The following is an 18689-nucleotide window of genomic DNA, read 5'->3' on the forward strand; positions in this document are numbered from 1 at the left end:
TTATGAACGACATTCATCTCAGACAGAGCATTCTCGACGAAATGGAATTCGAGCCCAGTATCGACGCGGCTGGTATCGGCGTCGCGGTCCACAGCGGGATCGTAACCCTGACAGGCCACGTGCGTACCTACGCGGAGAAAGAGGCCGCAGAGCGGGTGGTTCGTCGCGTCAAGGGCGTACGCGGAATAGCTGCCGACATAGAGGTCCAGATTTTCGGCCCGAAGGAAACAGACGACGACGACATCGCCCGTCGGGCTGTCAAGATGCTCGACTGGAACGTCTCCGTGCCAAAGGATTCGGTGCAGGTGCGGGTCCTCAAGGGGTGGATCACCCTGCGGGGCCAGGTCGAGTGGCAATATCAAAAGAACGCAACCTACGACGCGGTGCGCGATCTCGCCGGCGTTGTAGGGGTATCCAATCTCGTGGAGCTGAAGCCGCGCATTACGGCCGTGGACGTCAAGAAACGCATAGAAGATGCGTTCCAGCGCGACGCCGCTCTGGAGGCCGGTGCAATCAGAATCGACGTCCAAGGCAGAAAGGTCACCCTATCCGGCAATGTGAAGACCTGGTCGGAACGGCAGGCAGCGGAGCGCGCTGCATGGTCTGCTCCGGGGATCAGCACTCTCGACGACCGGCTGACGGTCGGTTGATCGAATTAGCCGGAGCGGCTGGACGTTAACCGCTCCGCCCACTCGGCAGCGAGGGCGCCGCTGCGAGCGCCCTCGCATACGCCACCAATGCCAAGATCGAAGATCAGACCGTCTCTTCCGCTTTGCCCGACTGCGGTGTCGCTCTCGTCTTCGAAACGAAATTCTGGACCTGCCGATGCTGAGCCTTCGTCGCGAGCATCAGGAAAAGCTTGTTGCCCAGAAAGGCCGATCAGGGATGTTGACTGGATCAGCCGCCAGGACGGATACCGAGTTCGATGTTCGTATCCGAACGGCGACAGCGCGAACGAGAACTTTCCCATTTCTCCGACTTGGAATCCCGCCGTCAAGCAGAATCGCTACCATGCCTCGCGTCGAGCAACAGCCTGAGACGGGTCGACATCTCCGACGCCGTGTATGGCTTCTTTAGCCAGCCGGCGCCTGCTTCGATCTCCTTCTCCGCAGCATGGGGTTCCGAAAAGCCGGACGTGAGAAGGATTTTCACCCTCGGCCAGCGCTCGCGAACCTTGCGGGCCAGTTCGTCGCCGTTCATGCCGGGCATGGCGACGTCTGAAAACAGCAATGCAACGTCGTGCCCCGCCTCCAGCTCCTTCAACGCGTCGATCCCGTTCGTGGCTTCGATCACCGAGTAGCCAAGCGTCTGCAGACGGCTGATCGTCACTCGGCGAACTCTCGCGTCGTCTTCGACGACCAGGATGGTTTCGGTGCCAGGAGAGGGGGCGTCCTTGACCTGCTGCTCGTCCGGATGGGAATCCCTTCCACCATCGGCGCGCGGAAGGAAGAGGCGCACAGTCGTCCCCTCGCCAGGTTCGCTGTAGAGCTGCAGGTGCCCTGCGGATTGCTTTGCGAAACCGTAGACCATGCTGAGCCCAAGCCCCGTTCCCGAGCCCGTCGGTTTCGTGGTGAAGAACGGTTCGAAAGCTCTCTCCATCACCTCGGATGTCATTCCGGTGCCCGTATCGGTGACCGAAATGAGGACGTATCTGCCGGGGCGGATCGCCGGGTACATCCCGACGTAGTCGGCGTCGATCTCGACGCCGGATATCTCGATCGTCAGACGGCCCCCGGCAGGCATCGCGTCCCTGGCGTTGATCGAAAGGTTGAGAAGCGCGCTTTGAAGCTGCGCCTTGTCTGCCATTGCGCTCAGCCGCCGTCCAGGAATGATCGTCCGGAGCTCGACGGAATCGCCGAGCGTTCGCTGGACGAGGTCTGAAAATTCTCCAAGGAGGGCGCCGACGTCCAGCACCGTCGGTGCGAGAGCCTGCCGCCTTCCGAACGCCAGAAGCTGCGAGGTCAGTCTGGCGCCGTCGTCGGCCGCGGACTGCGCCTCTCGCAGCAGGGACAACTGCCCCGGCTCGGCAAGACGGGCCTCCAGCATTTCGAGATTTCCAATAATGACGGCGAGCAGATTGTTGAAATCGTGCGCGAGCCCTCCGGTCAACTGTCCGACCGCCTCCATTTTCTGCGACTGCCGCAGCTCGGCCTCGATGCGGTGGCGGCTCGTCAGATCCCTGACGAAGCCCGTGAACGTCCGCTTGCCGCCGGCGACCGCCTCGCCGACCGAGAGCTCCATCGGAAAGGTGGTCCCGTGCTTCCTGAGGCCGACAACCACGCGCCCGTAGCCGATGATCCGGCGGCGTCCGGTCCGGATGTATGAATCCAGATATCCGTCGTGCGCCTCCCTGTCGGGCGACGGCATCAGCATCGAGACGTTCTGCCCGATGGCCTCGTCGGCGGAGTAACCGAAGAGCTTTTCCGCCGCGGTGCTGAACGAGGCGATGCAACCCTTGTCGTCTATCACGATCATTGCGTCGGGGACCGTGGCTAGGATGGACTGCAGGTGTGCCTGCCGCTCCCGCAGCTCGTCCCCCACCTGCTGCATGAGGGTCACGTCGTTGTTGGACTGGATGATGAGCGTATCCGGATCGCCAAGTTCGAGAACGGTCCACCGCGTCACAATCGCCAGTCTGACCCCGTCCTTTCGCCGGTGCCCCACCTGTCCGGTCCAGAACCCCTTGTCACGCACTTCGGTCCGAAGCTCTTCCACGCCGGCCGGAAATTGCGTGTCCAAAAGATCGTGGACCACATTTCCCACGGCCTCCGAGGCGGACCATCCATAGAGCTGCTCGCAGCCCGAGGTCCAGCGCTGGATGACGCCGTCGAAGCCGTGGACGATCAGGTTGGCGCCGTCGAACATGCGCACGATCCGGTCCAGGTCTGTCTCACTGGTAGCGTGTTCCACCACAGCGTGCTCCTGCGTCTACGTCCTCGAACAGGTCGTCCGGGTCTTCGTCGGCGGTGCGGGCCAGTGCCAACCGGCTCGCAACCTTGAACTGATGCTTGTCCGCAGGCAATAGTATGCCTTTGGCGACCAGCTTGGTAAGCGTCCTCGACACGGTCTCGATCGTCATGCCGAGATGGTCGGCGATGTCGGCGCGGACCATCGGCAGACTGATCGTCCGGCCGTCCCGCCCCTCGTTCCGTTCCAGCCGATGCAGCAGGAAGGTGCAGACGCGCTGCTCGGCGTTCTTGTGGGACAGTAGGAGCATGTGGTCCTGCGCTGCGGAAATTTCGTCGCGAAGTTGCGACAGAAGCTGAAGCCGGAAATCAGGCACGAGTTGCAGTTCCTCTTCCAGCGTCCGCTTGTTCATCCGGGAGAAGGCCACCTCGTCGATAGCTTCGCCTGCAAACAAGTAGCGGTTGCGAAAAGACAGTCCGACCAGGTCGCCCGCACCAAGAAAACCGATGATGATGCGGCGGCCGTCAGGAAGGAACCGGCATATGCGGACGTTCCCGCGCACGATGCGAAACACATGGCGGGCGGCGTCGCCTTCGAAGAAGATCGTGGTTCCCGACTGTGCTGTCTCGACGGTCTGGCGCATGAACAGCGGCGCGAAGTCGATCATCCCGTGCGCCCGTGGGCGTTCGAGTGAGTGAATGTTTGATACCGCTTGCATGTCGTGCCTCCCTCTGCCGTTGCGTGGCCTGGATTTAACAGGAGCCTGATGACACAGGGATGCGAGAAGCGTAAGAATTGATGCGATCGTGTAACAATCCGTAACAACTTGAGAATGCTGGGATGACGAGCGGAACTGTCAGGCGGACCCGCATACTTGTCGTGGACGACGACGTCCGGATCCAAAGAATGCTCGCGCAGTATCTCGGCGAGGAGGGGTTCGACGTCGACGTAGCGGGCGGCAGCTCGCAAATGCGCGCCAGAATGGCGGGGGCGAAATTCGATGCTGTCCTGCTCGATCTCGTTCTGCCGGGAGACTGCGACGGGCTCCAGCTCGCAAGGGAAATCCGCTCAGGTTCGGACGTTCCCATCATCATGCTGTCCGGCCGCGACGACGTCATGGATCGCGTCGTCGGACTCGAGGTTGGTGCGGACGACTACATCGGCAAGCCTTTTCATCTGAGGGAGGTGCTGGCTCGGGTCAAGACCGTGCTAAGGCGCAGGAGCCCTGCAGGCGACCCGGTCAGGATTGAGGGTGACGTTTTCCGCTTCGAGGGGTGGAAGCTGGATGTGGAACGGCGGGCGGTGACCAACCCTGCCGGAGACGAAGTGGCGATGTCGACGGGGGAGTTCGACATGCTGCACGTGTTTGCCGCTCATGCCGGCCGGGTCCTTACGCGCGACATGCTGATGGATCTGACGCGCAAGCGAGGCCGCGACGGCTTCGATCGCACGATCGACGCGCTGATCGTCAGGCTCCGTCGCAAGATCGAAACGGATCCGGCAAGCCCCCGCCTGATCAAGTCGGTCCGCGGCGTCGGATATCTCTTTACAGCAAGGCTGGAGACGGCTTCTGGTCAACCCTGACCATCAGGCCATGATCCCACCGACGAAATCTGCCCTTGCTTTCCATCTCTGTGAGATCGCTTGGACACCGCGCCCAGAACCGCATGAAGTTGCATCCTGCCGATCGCTTTCTCAACGAGGTGAACAGGACATCCGCGATGGTCACGTCGTCAATGACGCTCGCCGCCACGAAGATCGGAACGTCCATCAATCGTCCGGCGATCGGATGCGTGCCGATCCGGTAGACGGCCAGCCCACGCAGATACCCTGCTGGATCCTTTAACGAGACGAGCGTCCACTGATCGGCGCTGGCCACGACTTGCGCCCAATCATCGGCAGAAAAGCAAGGAGCCGCCACCTGGATCAGGCTGTAGGCGTGCAGTGCATCGTCCATGTGGAGCAGGCGGACGCAATATCCCGACGTCATGGTGGTTTTCCTCTTCGATCGAGAGGAGAGGTTCGCATGGTCCGGCAGTTGGGGCCTTGTCCCAGGTCAATCCTCAGTCCGGGGAAACTCGAATGACAAAAGCCAGGGTGATTTGACGGTGATCAAAGACTGAGGATGCAATGGACTGTTCTATGTGCGCGTCGCCGCCTGTGAACGACGGCATTCTTGAGAGAAGGAGAATGACAATGGCAGACTCTCCAACGAAACTTTCCGTAGAGACAGAAGCAAAGCCGGCGGCGCCAGTCGACCGCTGGCGGCCCCTCGACAGCCTTCGGTCCGAGATCGACCGCGTGCTCAACGACTTCGGCAGTCCGTCGATTTTCGACCGGGCCTTCGGCAGGATGCCGGCCGCGTTCTCGCGCGGCATGCTCGCCGTCGATCTCGTAGAATCCGAAAAAGCCTTCGAGCTGTCGGCCGAGCTTCCGGGCGTCGACGCCAAGGATCTTGACGTCACGCTCGCCGACGGTGTGCTCACCATCAAGGGTGAGAAGAACGAGACCAAGGAGGAAAAGGAAAAGGACTATTACCTTTCCGAACGGCGCTACGGATCGTTCCATCGAAGCCTGGAATTGCCGCGCGGCGTGGACAGCGAGAAGATCGAGGCGAACTTTTCCAACGGGGTTCTCAAGGTCTCGCTGCCGAAGACGCCCGAGCGGCAGCAGAACGGCAAGAAGATTACGGTCAAGGCGGCCTGACAGCCATTCCTCCGCTACGCCGAGGGGGTGGCGTACGGTGGGCGCGGAGAGACGGAGGGGGTGACCCCTCCCTCTTTTTCAGTTGATGCGGATGTGGTTCTCGACGGTGGCAACACCTGGAACAGACCAAGCCGTCCGTTCGGCGACGCCGCGCTCGTGCCAGGCGCGCACGCCGCCTTCGAGAACGACCTTGTCATCCTGAACCTTGACCGAAATGCCGCCAGCGTCGACTTCAGCGCTCCGTTTCAGCGCTTCCTCGATCCGCCGGCGGACGTCCGGCACCGTCGGGCACGGCCGTATCGTCAGCAGATTGAGGACGCCGACCACGCCACCGAGCTTCCTGACGGCATGCTCGGCGGCAGCTTTCTGGAACTGCCAGCGCACTTCGCCCGACAACGTCACCCAGCCGCTCTCGACCTTTACATGAACCGGTCCCTCCGGAAGCGCCGTGGTCCAGGCGATGATGTCGATCGCCCTCGATGCGATCTGGTCGTCCGCATGCTGCTTGTGACCTACGCACCGCACCTCGATCTCCACAGCCACCGCCCGGACGCCCTTCACCCGCGTTGCAACGTCTTCCGCTGTCAGCTTTTCGGCATAGGTCGACACATGACCGGAGAGGGTCGCAATGCCATCTTCCACCGAGACGCCGATATGGGCGGCGTCGATGCTGGGTTCGAACGCCAGCTCGTCGAGTATGTCCTGTTGGATTCCTAAGTCCGTCATTTCTGCCTCCTGTTGGGTTCCGAACCCCGTTGGCCTCGCGGAGTATGATGCGCCGTCCAAAATTTCCGGCGTTGCGCTCGGTCAATTGAACCGGCGACGACCTGCATCTTCCCAATCGACCGAACGTCAGGCGCGCACCGAACATGTCTTTGACCTTCGTCAACGTGCGGTCGTCCGAGCTGCCATAGAGTGCCCGACAACACACAGGAGTTGTCATGGCCAATCCGATCCTTCACTTCCACGGCGCCGCGGGGTCGGTCACCGGGTCGAGCTTCCTTCTAGAGACCGGTGGCGCGCGCATACTGATCGACTGCGGAATGTTCCAAGGCTCGAAGTCGGAGAAGGAGCTCAACTACAAGCCATTCCCATTTGTAACATCGCGGATCGACGCGGTGTTGCTCACACACGCGCACATCGACCACTCGGGGCTGCTTCCGAAGCTTGCGAAGGCGGGATATGGCGGGCCGATCTATGCAACGCCGGCAACGATCGACCTTTGCACGATCATGCTCCAGGATTCCGGTCATATCCAGGAGTCGGAGGTCCGACAGCTCAACCGAAGGAATCGCCGAAGGGCGCGAGAGACGGTGGAGCCCATCTATACCGCCGACGACGCCCGCAGCATGCTGCCGCAGTTCATCGCGGTCGAGTACGGCGAGTGGCGGGAGACCGTTGGCGGCTTAAGGTTCCGTTACTGGAATGCCGGACACCTGATGGGTTCCGCATCGATCGAAGTGGAGACGGCGGGCGCCGACGGGGCGACAAGAATTTTGTTCTCGGGCGACGTCGGGGCGAGCAACAAGCTGTTTGAAAATCTTCCTCTGGCGCCTTCCGGGGTCGACTACCTCATCTGCGAAAGCACATACGGAGACCGGGAACGGGAAGAGTACGCTCTGAAGGATCGACGGGACCGGCTGCGCGAAGTGGTGGCGAGTTCGAACAGCCCCGGCGGGGTCCTTCTCATTCCCTCCTTCGCCGTCGAGAGGACGCAGGAAGTGCTGACCGATCTCGTCGCCCTCATGGACGAAGGAGAGGTGCCGCGGTGCCCTATCATGATTGACTCGCCGCTTGCATCGCGAGCGACCGAGGCATTCAAGAAGCATGCGGCCGACCTCGGTCACGGCAAGGCGTTCCTTCGCGCTCTGAACGCGCCGAACGTCCGTTTCACCGAGACGGCCGAGCAGTCGAAGGCCCTCGATCTCGTCCGGGGCTTTCACATCATCATCGCGGCAAGTGGAATGTGCGAGGCGGGGCGGATCCGCCACCGCCTGAAGAACTGGCTCTGGCGGCAGGAGTGCACCGTGCTGTTCGTCGGGTTTCAGGCGGCGGGGACGCTCGGCCGCATCCTGCAGGAGGGCGCGACCGACGTCCGCATCCAGGGCGAGGAGATCCACGTCTGCGCCAGGATGGCCACGCTCGACGCCTACAGCGGACATGCGGATGCGAGCGAACTGGATGCGTGGGTTGCTGGCCGGGAACCGATCCGGAAGGCGATCTTCCTTGTCCATGGAGAGGAGCGCGCTCGTGAAGCGATGTCCGCCCGGCTCCCGAAGCAAGTTTCCGCAAAGGTCGTCTGCCCGTCGCTGGACGACGCCTACGAGCTTTCACCGGCGGGTGCACGCCTCATCGAAGACAGGACGCCCGCACGTATCAAGCCGGTCGTGCCCGGCAGGCCTGACTGGAACAACGACTATCAGCGGTTCGTTCTGGACCTGTCCGATCGTCTGAAATCCGTCGCCGACGAGAAGGGCCGCGCGGTCGTGCTGCGCAGGCTTCGACGCGCACTGGACCCGGACGATGTTTCGGCGGTCGAAGGGAGGAGAGACGGCAATGTTAATCATGGATCGTGACTGCAAGCGCGGCGGAGAACGCTTCGCGATACCGACCCAGGGTGAGGTGCAAGGCAAGCTTACCGTCCTGGAGGTCGTCGCTATAACCTGCCTGCGGGAGGTTCTCGCTTCGAAGAATGCCTTTGCGGTCGCTGCGTTAAAGAAAAAGGTCCTGCGGGCCATGAAGGAGCAGTGCGTGCCGTTCGGTCTTTCGTCGGAAGACGAGACGTCCGTCCTCGAGTACGCATGCGAGTTCTTCGAAGAGGCAAGCAAGGAGGCAGGCAGGCAGGCTGCAACGAAGGTGGCTGCGAAGTCCGCTGAAACGGCACGCTCCAGGGCTTCGGGCCATGGATAGGGTCGCGGTCAGCTTCAACGCCGGATCCTCCAGCCTCAAGGTCGGCGTCTTCAAGCTGAAGGACGGTCGAGCACTCCGGCTGGGAGGCGGCATTGCCACGCTCGGGGACCAGCCAAGGTTCACCTTCCGATTTTCTGGCGGGGACGAGGCCGTCGATCTTCCGTCCGGGACAGCGATCGACGCGCGGCTAGTTTCGCAGGTCGTCGATTGCATCGTCGGCAGAGGATTCGACCCCGTCGTGGCCGGCCATCGCATCGTCCACGGCGGACAGGTCTTCGATGGCCCCGTTCTGCTGGAGCCCGAGGTGGTCCTTAAATTGGAAGATCTGACGCATCTCGCGCCGGTGCACCTTCCTCCAGCGCTTGCGATCGTCCACGCAGTCTGGAGCGCATATCCGGACATACCGCAGACGGTGTCCTTCGATACCGCATTCCATTCGTCGCAGAGCAGTCTTGCCGTACGGCTTGCCATTCCAAGGGCGCTGCATGATGCGGGTGTCCGGAGATACGGCTTCCACGGTCTTTCCTATAAGTACGTCGCCGGCGAACTCAGGAAACACGATCCCGACCTGGCCGCTGGCCGTGTCGTCTGCGCGCATCTTGGAAGCGGCGCGAGCCTTTGCGCAATGGTCGACGGCGTGAGTATTGACACCAGTATGGGCTTCTCCCCGCTTGACGGAATTCCGATGTCGACCCGGCCGGGTTCGCTCGACCCCGGCGCCGTCGTCCATCTCCTGCGCAACAATTGTCACGACGCAGATCGTCTCGAGGATTTCCTCTATAACCGTTGCGGGTTGCTCGGCGTCTCCGGGAAAAGCGGCGACGTCCGCGTCCTGCTGGAGGACTTCCATCCGGCCTCCAGGGAAGCCCTCGATCTCTTCTGCTTCAGGATCGCCGGCGAGATAGGAAGGCTCGCCGTCTCTCTGGGCGGGGTGGACGCCATCGTCTTCACCGCCGGCGTCGGCGAGCATCAGCCGGAGATACGCAATGGCGTCGCCCACCATCTGGGTTGGCTGGGTCTCTCGTTGAGCGAGCCCGCGAACAAGATGAACGCGACCGTAATCAGCGCGAGGGAAAGCGAAATCGTCGCCCTCGTCATTCCGACCGACGAGGAACAGGTCATCGCCGACGAAGCGATCGAAGTCATCCGTCGCCACAAGCTTTGACGATCAAACATGTCTGCACTCGGCGACGCGCGGTTCGACGACATTTTAACGGGATAGCCCGGTCATCTTCGCCTATTCACGGCTATCCGTATCTCATTCATCGGTTGACGTGCCGTCGCACCAGTCACCGCAAGATCCATGTGTGCGGATTTGTGAGGAAGGCACGACGACCACGCCGTTCGATTCGACAGCTAGACAACCAGCGCTATAGGCAGCCAATGATTATGACACAGCGGTTGCTTGAATTTCAACGACTTGCGTGGGCATCACATGCTCGGTCGACCGACTGCTGGAAGACCGGACCACTTGGCGGCCACTACTGCCGGGCGGGCCGTCTCAAGTGGTTCTGGCCGGCTCGAATGCAACAGCGGGGTGATATTTCCGCATTCTTGATTTGAGTCAAAGAAGGACGCGGCTGGCAGGTTCATTCTTCGATTGTGAAGGCGGCTGAACACACAGCCAGGCGGAGGATCGTTCAATGGCGAACACAACCCTGTATGCCCGTTCCGACACATCCCCGGCGACGTCGGCTCATGTTTCGGTTCCGGTGCTTGGCGCGACGCTCGCCGCCTTCGCCACCATCTCGTTCCTACTGTGCATGCTGCTCGGCTTCGTCGCCCCTGAATGGGGCCTGCACCGACCATGGCTGCAGTTCTATCTCGGCCTCACGGGCTTCGATCTTCGAAGCCTGGCGCTGGGCCTCCTTCAAAGCGTCATCTTTGGTGGCTATGCAGGAGCATTGATCGCTGCGATCTTCAACTTCATCAGCCGGCGCTTCGGCTGAGCAGCGAGTGGAGCCGCGCATATGGCCGCCGACCGCCGCAGGTTCCCATGGGTGAACGCAGTGCTGACCTTTCTGGTCGCACTCGCACTTCTAATTGCGCCCGCGGCAGGCGCGCAGGCGATGCAGTGCCATGAACGTCCGGCTCACGGACACTCGGGGCTCGAGCATTCCTCCGTGCTGACAATGGACGCCCACGTCTCGCTCCAAGGCGGCCTTCACACGCCCGATCACAAGGGCTGCTGCGCAGTCCCGTGCGGCTTCTGCGTCGTCCTCGCCAGCCTCGACAGGACGCAAGCTCCCGCCGCAACGGGTTCGTTCCTCCGTTTCGCATGGGGCGATCAGACCGGCAGCGGTCTGGCGCTTCCACCGACGCTCGGTCCGCCTCGTCTTCCGGTCTGAGGATGCCGGAGGCTGCCTCGTCGCGGCATCCGGTTGCTTCGACGGGCTTCCCTCCGGACGCCCATGACCCAATGGTCGGCACAGCCGACCCGGAAGCCAGGACCAACTACAATGAATCGCCGTGAATTTCTCAACGACCTGATGGTCGGCGCAGCCGCGCTCGGCACATCGGCCATCCTCAGCCCCATACGCGCCTTTGCACAGGCCGCTACCGCCAAAACGTCTCCTGCGCCGCGCGCCTTGTCGGTCGGCTACAGGACCATCGACGTCAACGGCAAGTCCGCCCGAGCCTTCGGCCTCGTCCAGGCGGACGGGAGACCGGGACTGGTGCTGGACGCCGGAACCCAATTTGACGTCGCTCTATCGAGCGTCATCGACGAGCCGACGCTGATCCATTGGCACGGTCTGACGCCGCCCTGGGCGGCCGACGGTGTGCCCGACAATCCGGCCGCGCTCCTGCGGCCGACGGAAACCCGCCGCTACGCCTTTCCCGTCGGCGCGGGTGGCACGCACTGGATGCACGCCCATACGCTGCAGGAGCAGAACCTGCTCGCCGCCCCGCTGATCGTGCGGACCGCCGACGACCTGAAGCGGGACGAGCAGGAGGTCGTCGTCCTGCTGCACGACTTCTCCTTCCTGTCGGCGGAGGAACTGCTGGCGAAGCTGAAGGGGAATGCCGCGCCTGGCGCGATGCCGATGGAACACGGCTCGATGCAGGGCATGGCCGGCATGCAGCAGATGATGACCGGCAACGACATGGCGGGCATGGCGATGCCGGGAATGGCGACCATGGACCTCAACGACATCGACTACGACGCCTATCTCGCCAATGACCGCACGCTCGACGATCCCGAGATCGTGAGGGTCGACAAGGGCGGCCGCGTCCGTCTGCGCATCATCAACGGCGCAACGGCGACCGCCTTCACCGTCGACACCGGCCGCCTTTCCGGAGAGCTGGTCGCCGTCGACGGGCAGGGTGTCGAACCGGTTGGCGGGACCTCCTTCCCCATCGCCATGGGCCAGCGCCTCGACATCCGCCTGAGCCTGCCCAGGGAGGGCGGCGCCTTTCCCATCCTTGCCCTTCGCGAAGGGGCCGTCGAGCGCGCAGGCGTCATCCTGGCCACTACCCCGTCGGACATCCGCAGAATTCAGGTCGCGGGCGATATGAAGGGACCGGTCCTTGGGCTCGATCTGGAACAGCGCCTGCGTCCCGTCGCTCCCATTGCCGCCCGTGCGGCAGACCGCCGCTTCGGGCTTTCGCTGAGAGGCGACATGGCCGCCTATAGCTGGGGCATCGACGGCGCGGACGGTCTCGTCGTCAAGCGCGGCGAGCGGATCGAGGTCGCGATCAACAATATGTCGATGATGGCGCATCCCATGCACTTGCACGGGCATCATTTCCAGGTGGTCGGCGTCAATGGAGCGCCGGTCGCCGGCGCGGTGCGAGACACCGTCCTGGTGCCGCCGATGGCGAGCGTCGTCCTGGCCTTCGACGCCGACAATCCCGGCCGCTGGCCGCTTCACTGTCACCATCTCTATCACATGGCGACGGGCATGATGGCCTACGTGACCTACGACGGCATCGGCTGAACGCGGATCAAGAGACCGCGACGGCTTCCCCGAACTTATTCGAACGAGGCATCCTCATGAACGACAACCACCCTCCGTCGGCCTGGAGCACTTACAGCCGTACCGTTTTCATCGCCTTTGCCGCGGTCGCCCTGGCGCTCATCGCTTACGAGCACCGCGTGCATGTGCTCGGTATCCTGCCCTGGCTTCTCATCCTCGCCTGTCCGCTCATGCACATGTTCATGCATCACGGGCACGGCGGTCATTCCGGTCATGATCATTCGCGTCACGATGCGCGCATGACACCGCACAAGCCGAAGGAGAAGGAAGATGTCTGACACTCCCGCCTATGGACTCTGGAGCCTCGTGATCATCAACTCCGTGGTGTTCATCGTCTTCGCCGCGAGCTTCACCCGGCTCGAGACCAAGCGCGACTGGCGATCGCTCGGCGCTTTCTCCGCCTTCGTCGTGGCGCTCTTCACGGAGATGTACGGCTTCCCGCTGACCATCTATCTGCTGTCCGGCTGGCTTGGCCGACAGTTTCGAGGCGTCGACTTCTGGTCCCACGACGCCGGCCACCTGCTGGAAATGATGTTCGGCTGGCGTGTCAACCCGCATTTCGGGCTGTTTCACCTCGCAAGCAGCGTCCTGATCATGGCCGGCTTCTGGTTGCTCGCCTTGAGCTGGCATGTGCTCTACGCCGCCCAGCAGAACCATCGCCTGGCGACCACCGGGCCATACGCGCGGGTCCGGCACCCGCAATACGACGCCTTCGTCGTCATCATGATCGGATTCCTGCTACAGTGGCCGACCCTGGTGACGCTAGCCATGTTCCCGGTGCTTGTCTGGGTTTACGTGCACCTTGCGAAGCGGGAGGAGGAGGCTTCGCGGGCCGAGTTCGGAGCTGCATGGGACGCCTATGCCCGAGCGGTTCCCCGGTTCCTCCCGAGGTTCGGCCGCGGAACGGATGCCGCTGGAAGCCATCGCGGAGGAGCTGTCCATGACTGACCACAACGTCCATGAAGGCCATGCCCATGGCGGCCATCGCCATCACGAAGAAGGGCGGCTGGTCACGCCAGCGGCCACCAGGCCGCCGGAGGCGCCGGAGGGCGTGATCTATACCTGCCCGATGCATCCGCAGATCCGGCAGGTGGGGCCCGGCACCTGTCCGATATGCGGCATGACGCTCGAGCCGGAGGTCACGACGAAGGAGACCGGGCCGAGTGCCGAACTTGTCGATATGACCCGGCGGTTCCGGATCGGACTCGCCTTGTCGTTGCCCGTTCTCGCGCTCGAGATGGGCGGCCATCTCACCAACCTGCACATGCTGCTCGGCGCGCAGCTCGCCAACTGGATCCAGCTCGTGCTTGCGACGCCCGTCGTGCTCTGGGCCGGATGGCCGTTCTTCGAGCGGGCCTGGGCCTCGCTCCTCAACCGCAGCCTCAACATGTTCACACTGATCGCGATGGGAACGGGCGTCGCCTGGATCTACAGCGTCGTCGCCACGGCTGCGCCGGACATCTTTCCTGCCACGTTCCGCGCCGCCAACGGCTCGGTCGCGATCTACTTCGAGGCGGCTGCGGTCATCACCGTGCTGGTGCTGCTCGGCCAGGTTCTCGAACTCCGTGCGAGGGAGCAGACCGGCGGCGCCATCCGGGCGCTGCTCGACCTTGCGCCGAAGACGGCCCGCCGCATCAAGGAGGATGATTCGGACGAAGACGTCGGGCTGGACGTCGTTGCGGTCGGGGACCGTCTGCGCGTCCGGCCGGGCGAGAAGGTCCCTGTCGACGGGGAGTTGCTGGAGGGGCGCAGCTCCGTCGACGAATCCATGATCACCGGCGAATCCATGCCGGTTACCAAGGAGGTCGGCGCCAGGCTGATCGGCGGCACGATGAACCAGAGCGGCGGCTTCGTCATGAAGGCTGGCAAGGTCGGCCGCGACACGATGCTCTCGCAGATCGTGCGCATGGTCGCGGACGCTCAGCGTTCCCGCGCGCCGATCCAGCGTCTGGCCGATCAGGTCTCCGGCTGGTTCGTTCCGGTCGTAATCCTCATCGCGATCGTCGCCTTCGTCGCCTGGGGGATTTGGGGTCCGGACCCACGCTTCGCTCATGGTCTCGTCGCCGCAGTCGCCGTGCTGATCATCGCCTGCCCATGCGCCCTCGGACTGGCGACGCCGATGTCGATCATGGTGGGCGTCGGACGCGGCGCCCGGATGGGCGTCCTCATCAAGAATGCCGAGGCGCTGGAACGCTTCGAAAAGATCGACACCCTGGTTGTCGACAAGACCGGAACGCTGACCGAAGGCAAACCCAAGGTCACAGCCCTGAAAGCCGTCGGGGGATTCGACGAGGCCGACCTACTCAGGCTGGCAGCCACGCTCGAGCGGGCCAGCGAACATCCCCTTGCCGCCGCCATCGTCGCAGCAGCCCAGGAGAGGGGCCTTGCCCTGGGCGAGGCCCGCGAATTCGACAGTCCCGTCGGCAAGGGCGTCACCGGTACGGTCGACGGCAGGAAGCTGGTCATCGGCAGCCACCGGATCATGGCCGAGGCGGGCGTCGACCTTGCGGCTCTCATGGCCGAGGCCGAAGCGCTTCGCGGCGAGGGAGCGACGGTGATCTATGTCGCCGTCGACGGCAAGGTGGGCGGTCTTGTCGCCATCGCCGATCCGATCAAGGCGACGACGGCCGCGGCGCTGCGCTCGCTCAAGGAGGAGAACATCCGAGTCGTGATGCTGACTGGCGACAATAAGACGACGGCACAGGCGGTGGCCCGCCGGCTCGGCATCGATGAGGTCGAGGCGGAGATCCTGCCGGAGGACAAGGGAAAGGTGGTCGCCCGGCTTCGAAGCGAAGGACGCGTCGTCGCGATGGCCGGCGACGGGGTCAACGACGCCCCGGCGCTTGCCGCCGCCGACGTCGGCATCGCCATGGGCACGGGAACGGACGTCGCGATCGAGAGCGCCGGCGTCACGCTGTTGAAGGGCGACCTGCAGGGCATCGCAAGAGCCCGCAAGCTCAGCCATGCGACGATGAGCAACATCCGCCAGAACCTGTTCTTCGCCTTCATCTACAACGCGGCGGGCATCCCCGTCGCGGCGGGGGTGCTCTATCCGGCCTTCGGGTTACTGCTCTCGCCGATCATCGCCGCCGCCGCCATGGCGCTGTCCTCCGTCAGTGTCATCGGCAACTCGCTGCGGCTGCGACGCTCGCCGTTGGATTAGGCCAGCGCCGGTTGGTGCACGATGTGCGAATGCCTGTCCTGCGCAGGATAAAAGATGCAGGTGGAAGAGGATCACGCAAAAGGAGAATGGACATGACGACGACAAGATTGCCACATGCAGCCATGCTGGCCTCGCTGATCGCGGTCGGCGGAGCCGGCCTCGCGCTCGCGCAGACGAACGACGCCGATCCGCATCATCCTGCGACATCGGCGCAGGCAACCCCGCCGTCCGATGCGGACGACGGAACGACGGGCCAGGGCCAGGGAGCCATGCCCGGCGGTTCCGGCATGATGCCCGACGGAATGATGGGGCGGAACATGATGATGCCGTCCGGCATGATGGGCGGCATGCCGATGATGGCGATGCGCGGACACATGATGAAGATCATGTTCGCGATCGCCGACGCTGACGGAGACGGCGGGCTGTCCTTCGAGGAGGTGACGGCGATCCACAAGCGGATCTTCGACAGCGTGGACGCGAACAAGGACGGCAAGGTCACGACCGAGGAGATGCAGGCGTTCATGCGGCCGTAGCGGGGCCGAAGGGATCCAACTTCGGAGACTCCGCGAATAGTCGCGGAGCCTCCGTGGATATGATAAGATTGGCGATGCATTGACCACGGGAGGGGGAAATGCGCCGAGTCCTTCTGTCTCTGATCCTTTGCGCGCAGTCCGCATCGATGTCGGCAGCGTCGGGGCTTGCCATCTTCCACACCGCTTCGTTCGGCAGCAGCCGGTCGGTCAGTCTCGGTCTGGCCGAGGGCGGGCCCGCCCGCGATCTCGCCTTTGATTTCGACGTCGTCATCACGCTCTCAGAATTCGACGGTAGCGGCATCGTGCTCTATCGGGACGGAGGAAGACACGAGGCGAGTGTGCGCTGCGTTTCGCCCGCCGTGGTGCGGATCAATTCCGCTAACTATACGGTTGACGTGTCGGCGCGGCCGGGAACCGACTGGAAGCACGATCTCTGGGCGGCGCTCTGCACCTCTCCCGCTTCGTGAGCGGCAGCTCGACATGGCTTGATCGATCGCGACGTCAGCCCTTCCGCGGGCGGACGTCCAGGAACACGTATGGCGCTTCCTCAAGGTTCGTCCTGAGAGCTTTTTCAGTGGCCCAATCGAGAGGCTGAAGGCTTATGCCGCCACGGATCCGGCGAAATTCGTCGCCGCCGCAGGAACCCTCGCGCACTACGTCGGCGACGCCTCCCAGCCGCTTCACGGCTCCAGCCTGCGCAATGGCGACGAGTCGCAGCAGCCCGACATTCCGCGCAAGAGTCCGACCCGCGAGAATGCCGACGGCTCGAAGAAGCCCGCCTATCGGGGCGAGGGCGTCCGTTGCTTGCGAGCGCGTGCCTGGGGCTCGCACTCGGAGTATTCTCTCGTCCTACAGACGGCTCGCAAACAATGCCGCTTCTCTCATCCTGCCGTCCGTCCCGACTTGCGCCTGGACCGATCTGACGGCTGAGCCCGCTAATAAGTCGCAAACCTCTGATGGTCTGCCGATTGCGCAGTCAGCGGATACGAAATAGCCCAAGTCTTTTGTCTCTAGCTGGAGCTACGTGCTGCGTCGCAGCTATATCTTGGCCTCTGACAAATAAATTATCGCATCAACGCGACCATTGCAGGCCCGAAACATAACGTATCACTTCGTCTTGCATTGTGAGAACTTTGGGATTTCGGATCATCTTCCAAATCAAGCGCTGTCAGTGCTTTCTTCGTCTGGCATCCCGCTCGAAGTTGCCGTCGAGCGGGATGTATACTGCGTCACTTAAGTGGCTGCCGGACAAAATGAATGGCTGCCTATTGTAGGCAGTCGCTGATTTTGACGCACAGGGTCTCGGAATTTCAATAACTTCGATATCGTCACAGCCAATTGATTTCGACGCAACAGCCAGATGAATTTGACGGCTCTGGCAAACCGGAATTCTTGCCGGTCTGTGCTGAACCGGATAGTCCTCGCCTTTCAATTTTGAGAGGTTCTTTTCCGTGATTTTGAGACAGCCACTTCCCCAAGGCGTCGCTTTGAATTTCAGCAATAGCTACTATTTCGGCGAGGAGCCTGCGATCGAGAGGAACAACCTTACGGCGGTGAGCGGAGCGACGTTGTCGAATGGCGTCGATGTTCGATGCACACCTGACGGATTGCTTGTGTTCGATTGCACAAACAGTGACCTAGGCAGCGTTGAGCGGTTGGTTTTCCAAGGGCAGGGTGCTGTTCCAGACGAAGTGACGGCCAGCAACGACCACGTCTTTGATATCCAGCGGCGGCGGATGACGTTCGCTGTGTATGTCGCAGCTTGCATCTACGGGACACACGGACGAAACAGCCATTCGGCTCTTTCAGGTATGAGATATCCAAGTCTGGGAGACATGGCGTGGATAACCATCGCGGATGGCAAGTTCATATCCAGACCTGAAGACATTGACCGTCTGCGGACGCCGGGGGGCGGAGATGCTTTGCGAAAGATGCCAATTCCACTAGCAACGGTAGCTCAAGGTCTCGAACTGGCTGATCGGCTACTTGCGCACGATTTCAACAACGCGGATCCGATACAGCTCCTCGCTATGGCCTATCAAGCAGTCGTTCTGCACGCTGCGCAGCATGCTTCCGCGAGCCTGGCATTGTCGGCGGTGGTCGTCGAAGCAGCTAGCCAAGGGACGATATGGGCGAGTGGAATCGTGAATAACACCACCAAAACTCTCGGCGCCGTTTTCCCGACGCAATTTCTAGGATCAAAATCTAGGAATGAAGTTAGAAGCATGACCCAGCAGACCATGGCCTCGGCGCTGCGTGATTGCGGCGTTTTCAGCGGCTATCTTTACGAGCGGATGGAAAATTTGAGGAACGCTCGTAATAAGCTGATGCACAAAGGGAATGATGCGACGCAGCGACAGTCAGGAGAGGCCTTGACCGCGATGCGCGACGTCCTACAGATCCTCTTTTCGGAACCTGGATTTGAGCTGAACGCGGGTTTCACAATGCGGTTTTGAGCGCGCGATGGAGGGGGCGACCGCTCGATCTTAGTTC

At 62.4% G+C, this 18689-nt stretch carries 20 protein-coding genes; 15 read left to right on the forward strand and 5 right to left on the reverse strand.

Annotated features, from left to right (window positions below):
- Positions 1–2 precede the first annotated feature (2 nt).
- A complete protein-coding gene (locus tag RL_RS09780; protein WP_011651500.1) occupies positions 3–650 on the forward strand; it encodes a BON domain-containing protein in 648 nt (215 codons plus the stop codon).
- Between the two features lie 5 nt (positions 651–655).
- Here the strand turns inward: RL_RS09780 and RL_RS09785 are convergent, their stop codons facing one another.
- The 3 genes from RL_RS09785 to RL_RS09795 are packed head-to-tail and all read right to left on the reverse strand — an operon-like array spanning position 656 to position 3625.
- Positions 656–970, reverse strand: coding sequence for a hypothetical protein (locus tag RL_RS09785; protein ID WP_041936262.1), 315 nt, complete (start codon positions 968–970; stop codon positions 656–658).
- 23 nt (positions 971–993) lie between these two features.
- Entirely contained in the window at positions 994–2913 is a 1920-nt protein-coding gene (locus tag RL_RS09790) for a hybrid sensor histidine kinase/response regulator (protein ID WP_011651501.1), read from the reverse strand.
- Positions 2891–3625: a helix-turn-helix domain-containing protein gene (locus RL_RS09795; protein ID WP_011651502.1), complete on the reverse strand. Its 735-nt coding sequence runs from the start codon at positions 3623–3625 to the stop codon at positions 2891–2893. Before RL_RS09795 ends, RL_RS09790 begins: the two co-directional genes overlap by 23 nt.
- Before the next feature lie 122 nt (positions 3626–3747).
- Between RL_RS09795 and RL_RS09800 the strand changes: the two genes are divergently transcribed.
- Positions 3748–4491, forward strand: coding sequence for a response regulator (locus tag RL_RS09800; protein ID WP_011651503.1), 744 nt, complete (start codon positions 3748–3750; stop codon positions 4489–4491).
- Here the strand turns inward: RL_RS09800 and RL_RS09805 are convergent.
- Positions 4454–4897, reverse strand: coding sequence for a hypothetical protein (locus RL_RS09805; RefSeq protein WP_011651504.1), 444 nt, complete (start codon positions 4895–4897; stop codon positions 4454–4456). The genes RL_RS09800 and RL_RS09805 overlap by 38 nt on opposite strands.
- A gap of 206 nt (positions 4898–5103) precedes the next feature.
- Between RL_RS09805 and RL_RS09810 the strand changes: the two genes are divergently transcribed.
- Complete coding sequence (locus tag RL_RS09810) at positions 5104–5613, forward strand: Hsp20/alpha crystallin family protein (RefSeq protein ID WP_041936263.1); 510 nt, start codon at positions 5104–5106, stop codon at positions 5611–5613.
- A 78-nt stretch (positions 5614–5691) separates the two neighbouring features.
- On the opposite strand, the gene RL_RS09815 is transcribed toward RL_RS09810, so the two are convergent.
- Complete coding sequence (locus RL_RS09815; protein ID WP_011651506.1) at positions 5692–6339, reverse strand: BON domain-containing protein; 648 nt, start codon at positions 6337–6339, stop codon at positions 5692–5694.
- Between the two features lie 215 nt (positions 6340–6554).
- Between RL_RS09815 and RL_RS09820 the strand changes: the two genes are divergently transcribed.
- The 12 genes from RL_RS09820 (at position 6555) to RL_RS09880 (ending at position 18652) form a co-directional block, all read left to right on the forward strand.
- Complete coding sequence (locus tag RL_RS09820; RefSeq protein WP_011651507.1) at positions 6555–8189, forward strand: MBL fold metallo-hydrolase; 1635 nt, start codon at positions 6555–6557, stop codon at positions 8187–8189.
- Positions 8170–8523, forward strand: coding sequence for a hypothetical protein (locus RL_RS09825; protein ID WP_028742141.1), 354 nt, complete (start codon positions 8170–8172; stop codon positions 8521–8523). The genes RL_RS09820 and RL_RS09825 overlap by 20 nt, the downstream gene beginning before the upstream one ends.
- On the forward strand, positions 8516–9688 hold the full coding sequence (locus tag RL_RS09830) for an acetate/propionate family kinase (RefSeq protein WP_011651508.1): 1173 nt from the start codon (positions 8516–8518) through the stop codon (positions 9686–9688). The genes RL_RS09825 and RL_RS09830 overlap by 8 nt, the downstream gene beginning before the upstream one ends.
- A gap of 478 nt (positions 9689–10166) precedes the next feature.
- Positions 10167–10472, forward strand: coding sequence for a hypothetical protein (locus RL_RS09835; protein WP_011651509.1), 306 nt, complete (start codon positions 10167–10169; stop codon positions 10470–10472).
- 21 nt (positions 10473–10493) lie between these two features.
- Positions 10494–10871, forward strand: a complete 378-nt coding sequence (locus tag RL_RS09840; protein ID WP_011651510.1) for a hypothetical protein — start codon at positions 10494–10496, stop codon at positions 10869–10871.
- A gap of 111 nt (positions 10872–10982) precedes the next feature.
- Complete coding sequence (locus RL_RS09845; RefSeq protein ID WP_011651511.1) at positions 10983–12461, forward strand: multicopper oxidase family protein; 1479 nt, start codon at positions 10983–10985, stop codon at positions 12459–12461.
- Between the two features lie 56 nt (positions 12462–12517).
- Positions 12518–12778 (forward strand): DUF2933 domain-containing protein, encoded by a 261-nt coding sequence (locus RL_RS09850; RefSeq protein ID WP_011651512.1) that lies wholly within the window; start codon positions 12518–12520, stop codon positions 12776–12778.
- Complete coding sequence (locus RL_RS09855; RefSeq protein WP_011651513.1) at positions 12771–13448, forward strand: methyltransferase family protein; 678 nt, start codon at positions 12771–12773, stop codon at positions 13446–13448. Before RL_RS09850 ends, RL_RS09855 begins: the two co-directional genes overlap by 8 nt.
- Complete coding sequence (locus RL_RS09860; RefSeq protein WP_011651514.1) at positions 13441–15663, forward strand: copper-transporting P-type ATPase; 2223 nt, start codon at positions 13441–13443, stop codon at positions 15661–15663. The genes RL_RS09855 and RL_RS09860 overlap by 8 nt, the downstream gene beginning before the upstream one ends.
- A gap of 92 nt (positions 15664–15755) precedes the next feature.
- Positions 15756–16196: an EF-hand domain-containing protein gene (locus tag RL_RS09865; RefSeq protein WP_041936264.1), complete on the forward strand. Its 441-nt coding sequence runs from the start codon at positions 15756–15758 to the stop codon at positions 16194–16196.
- A 98-nt stretch (positions 16197–16294) separates the two neighbouring features.
- Entirely contained in the window at positions 16295–16663 is a 369-nt protein-coding gene (locus RL_RS09870) for a hypothetical protein (protein ID WP_011651516.1), read from the forward strand.
- Between the two features lie 1020 nt (positions 16664–17683).
- Positions 17684–18652, forward strand: coding sequence for a hypothetical protein (locus tag RL_RS09880; protein WP_129557783.1), 969 nt, complete (start codon positions 17684–17686; stop codon positions 18650–18652).
- Positions 18653–18689 lie beyond the last annotated feature (37 nt).

The organism is Rhizobium johnstonii 3841, assembly GCF_000009265.1.
Lineage (GTDB): Bacteria > Pseudomonadota > Alphaproteobacteria > Rhizobiales > Rhizobiaceae > Rhizobium > Rhizobium acaciae.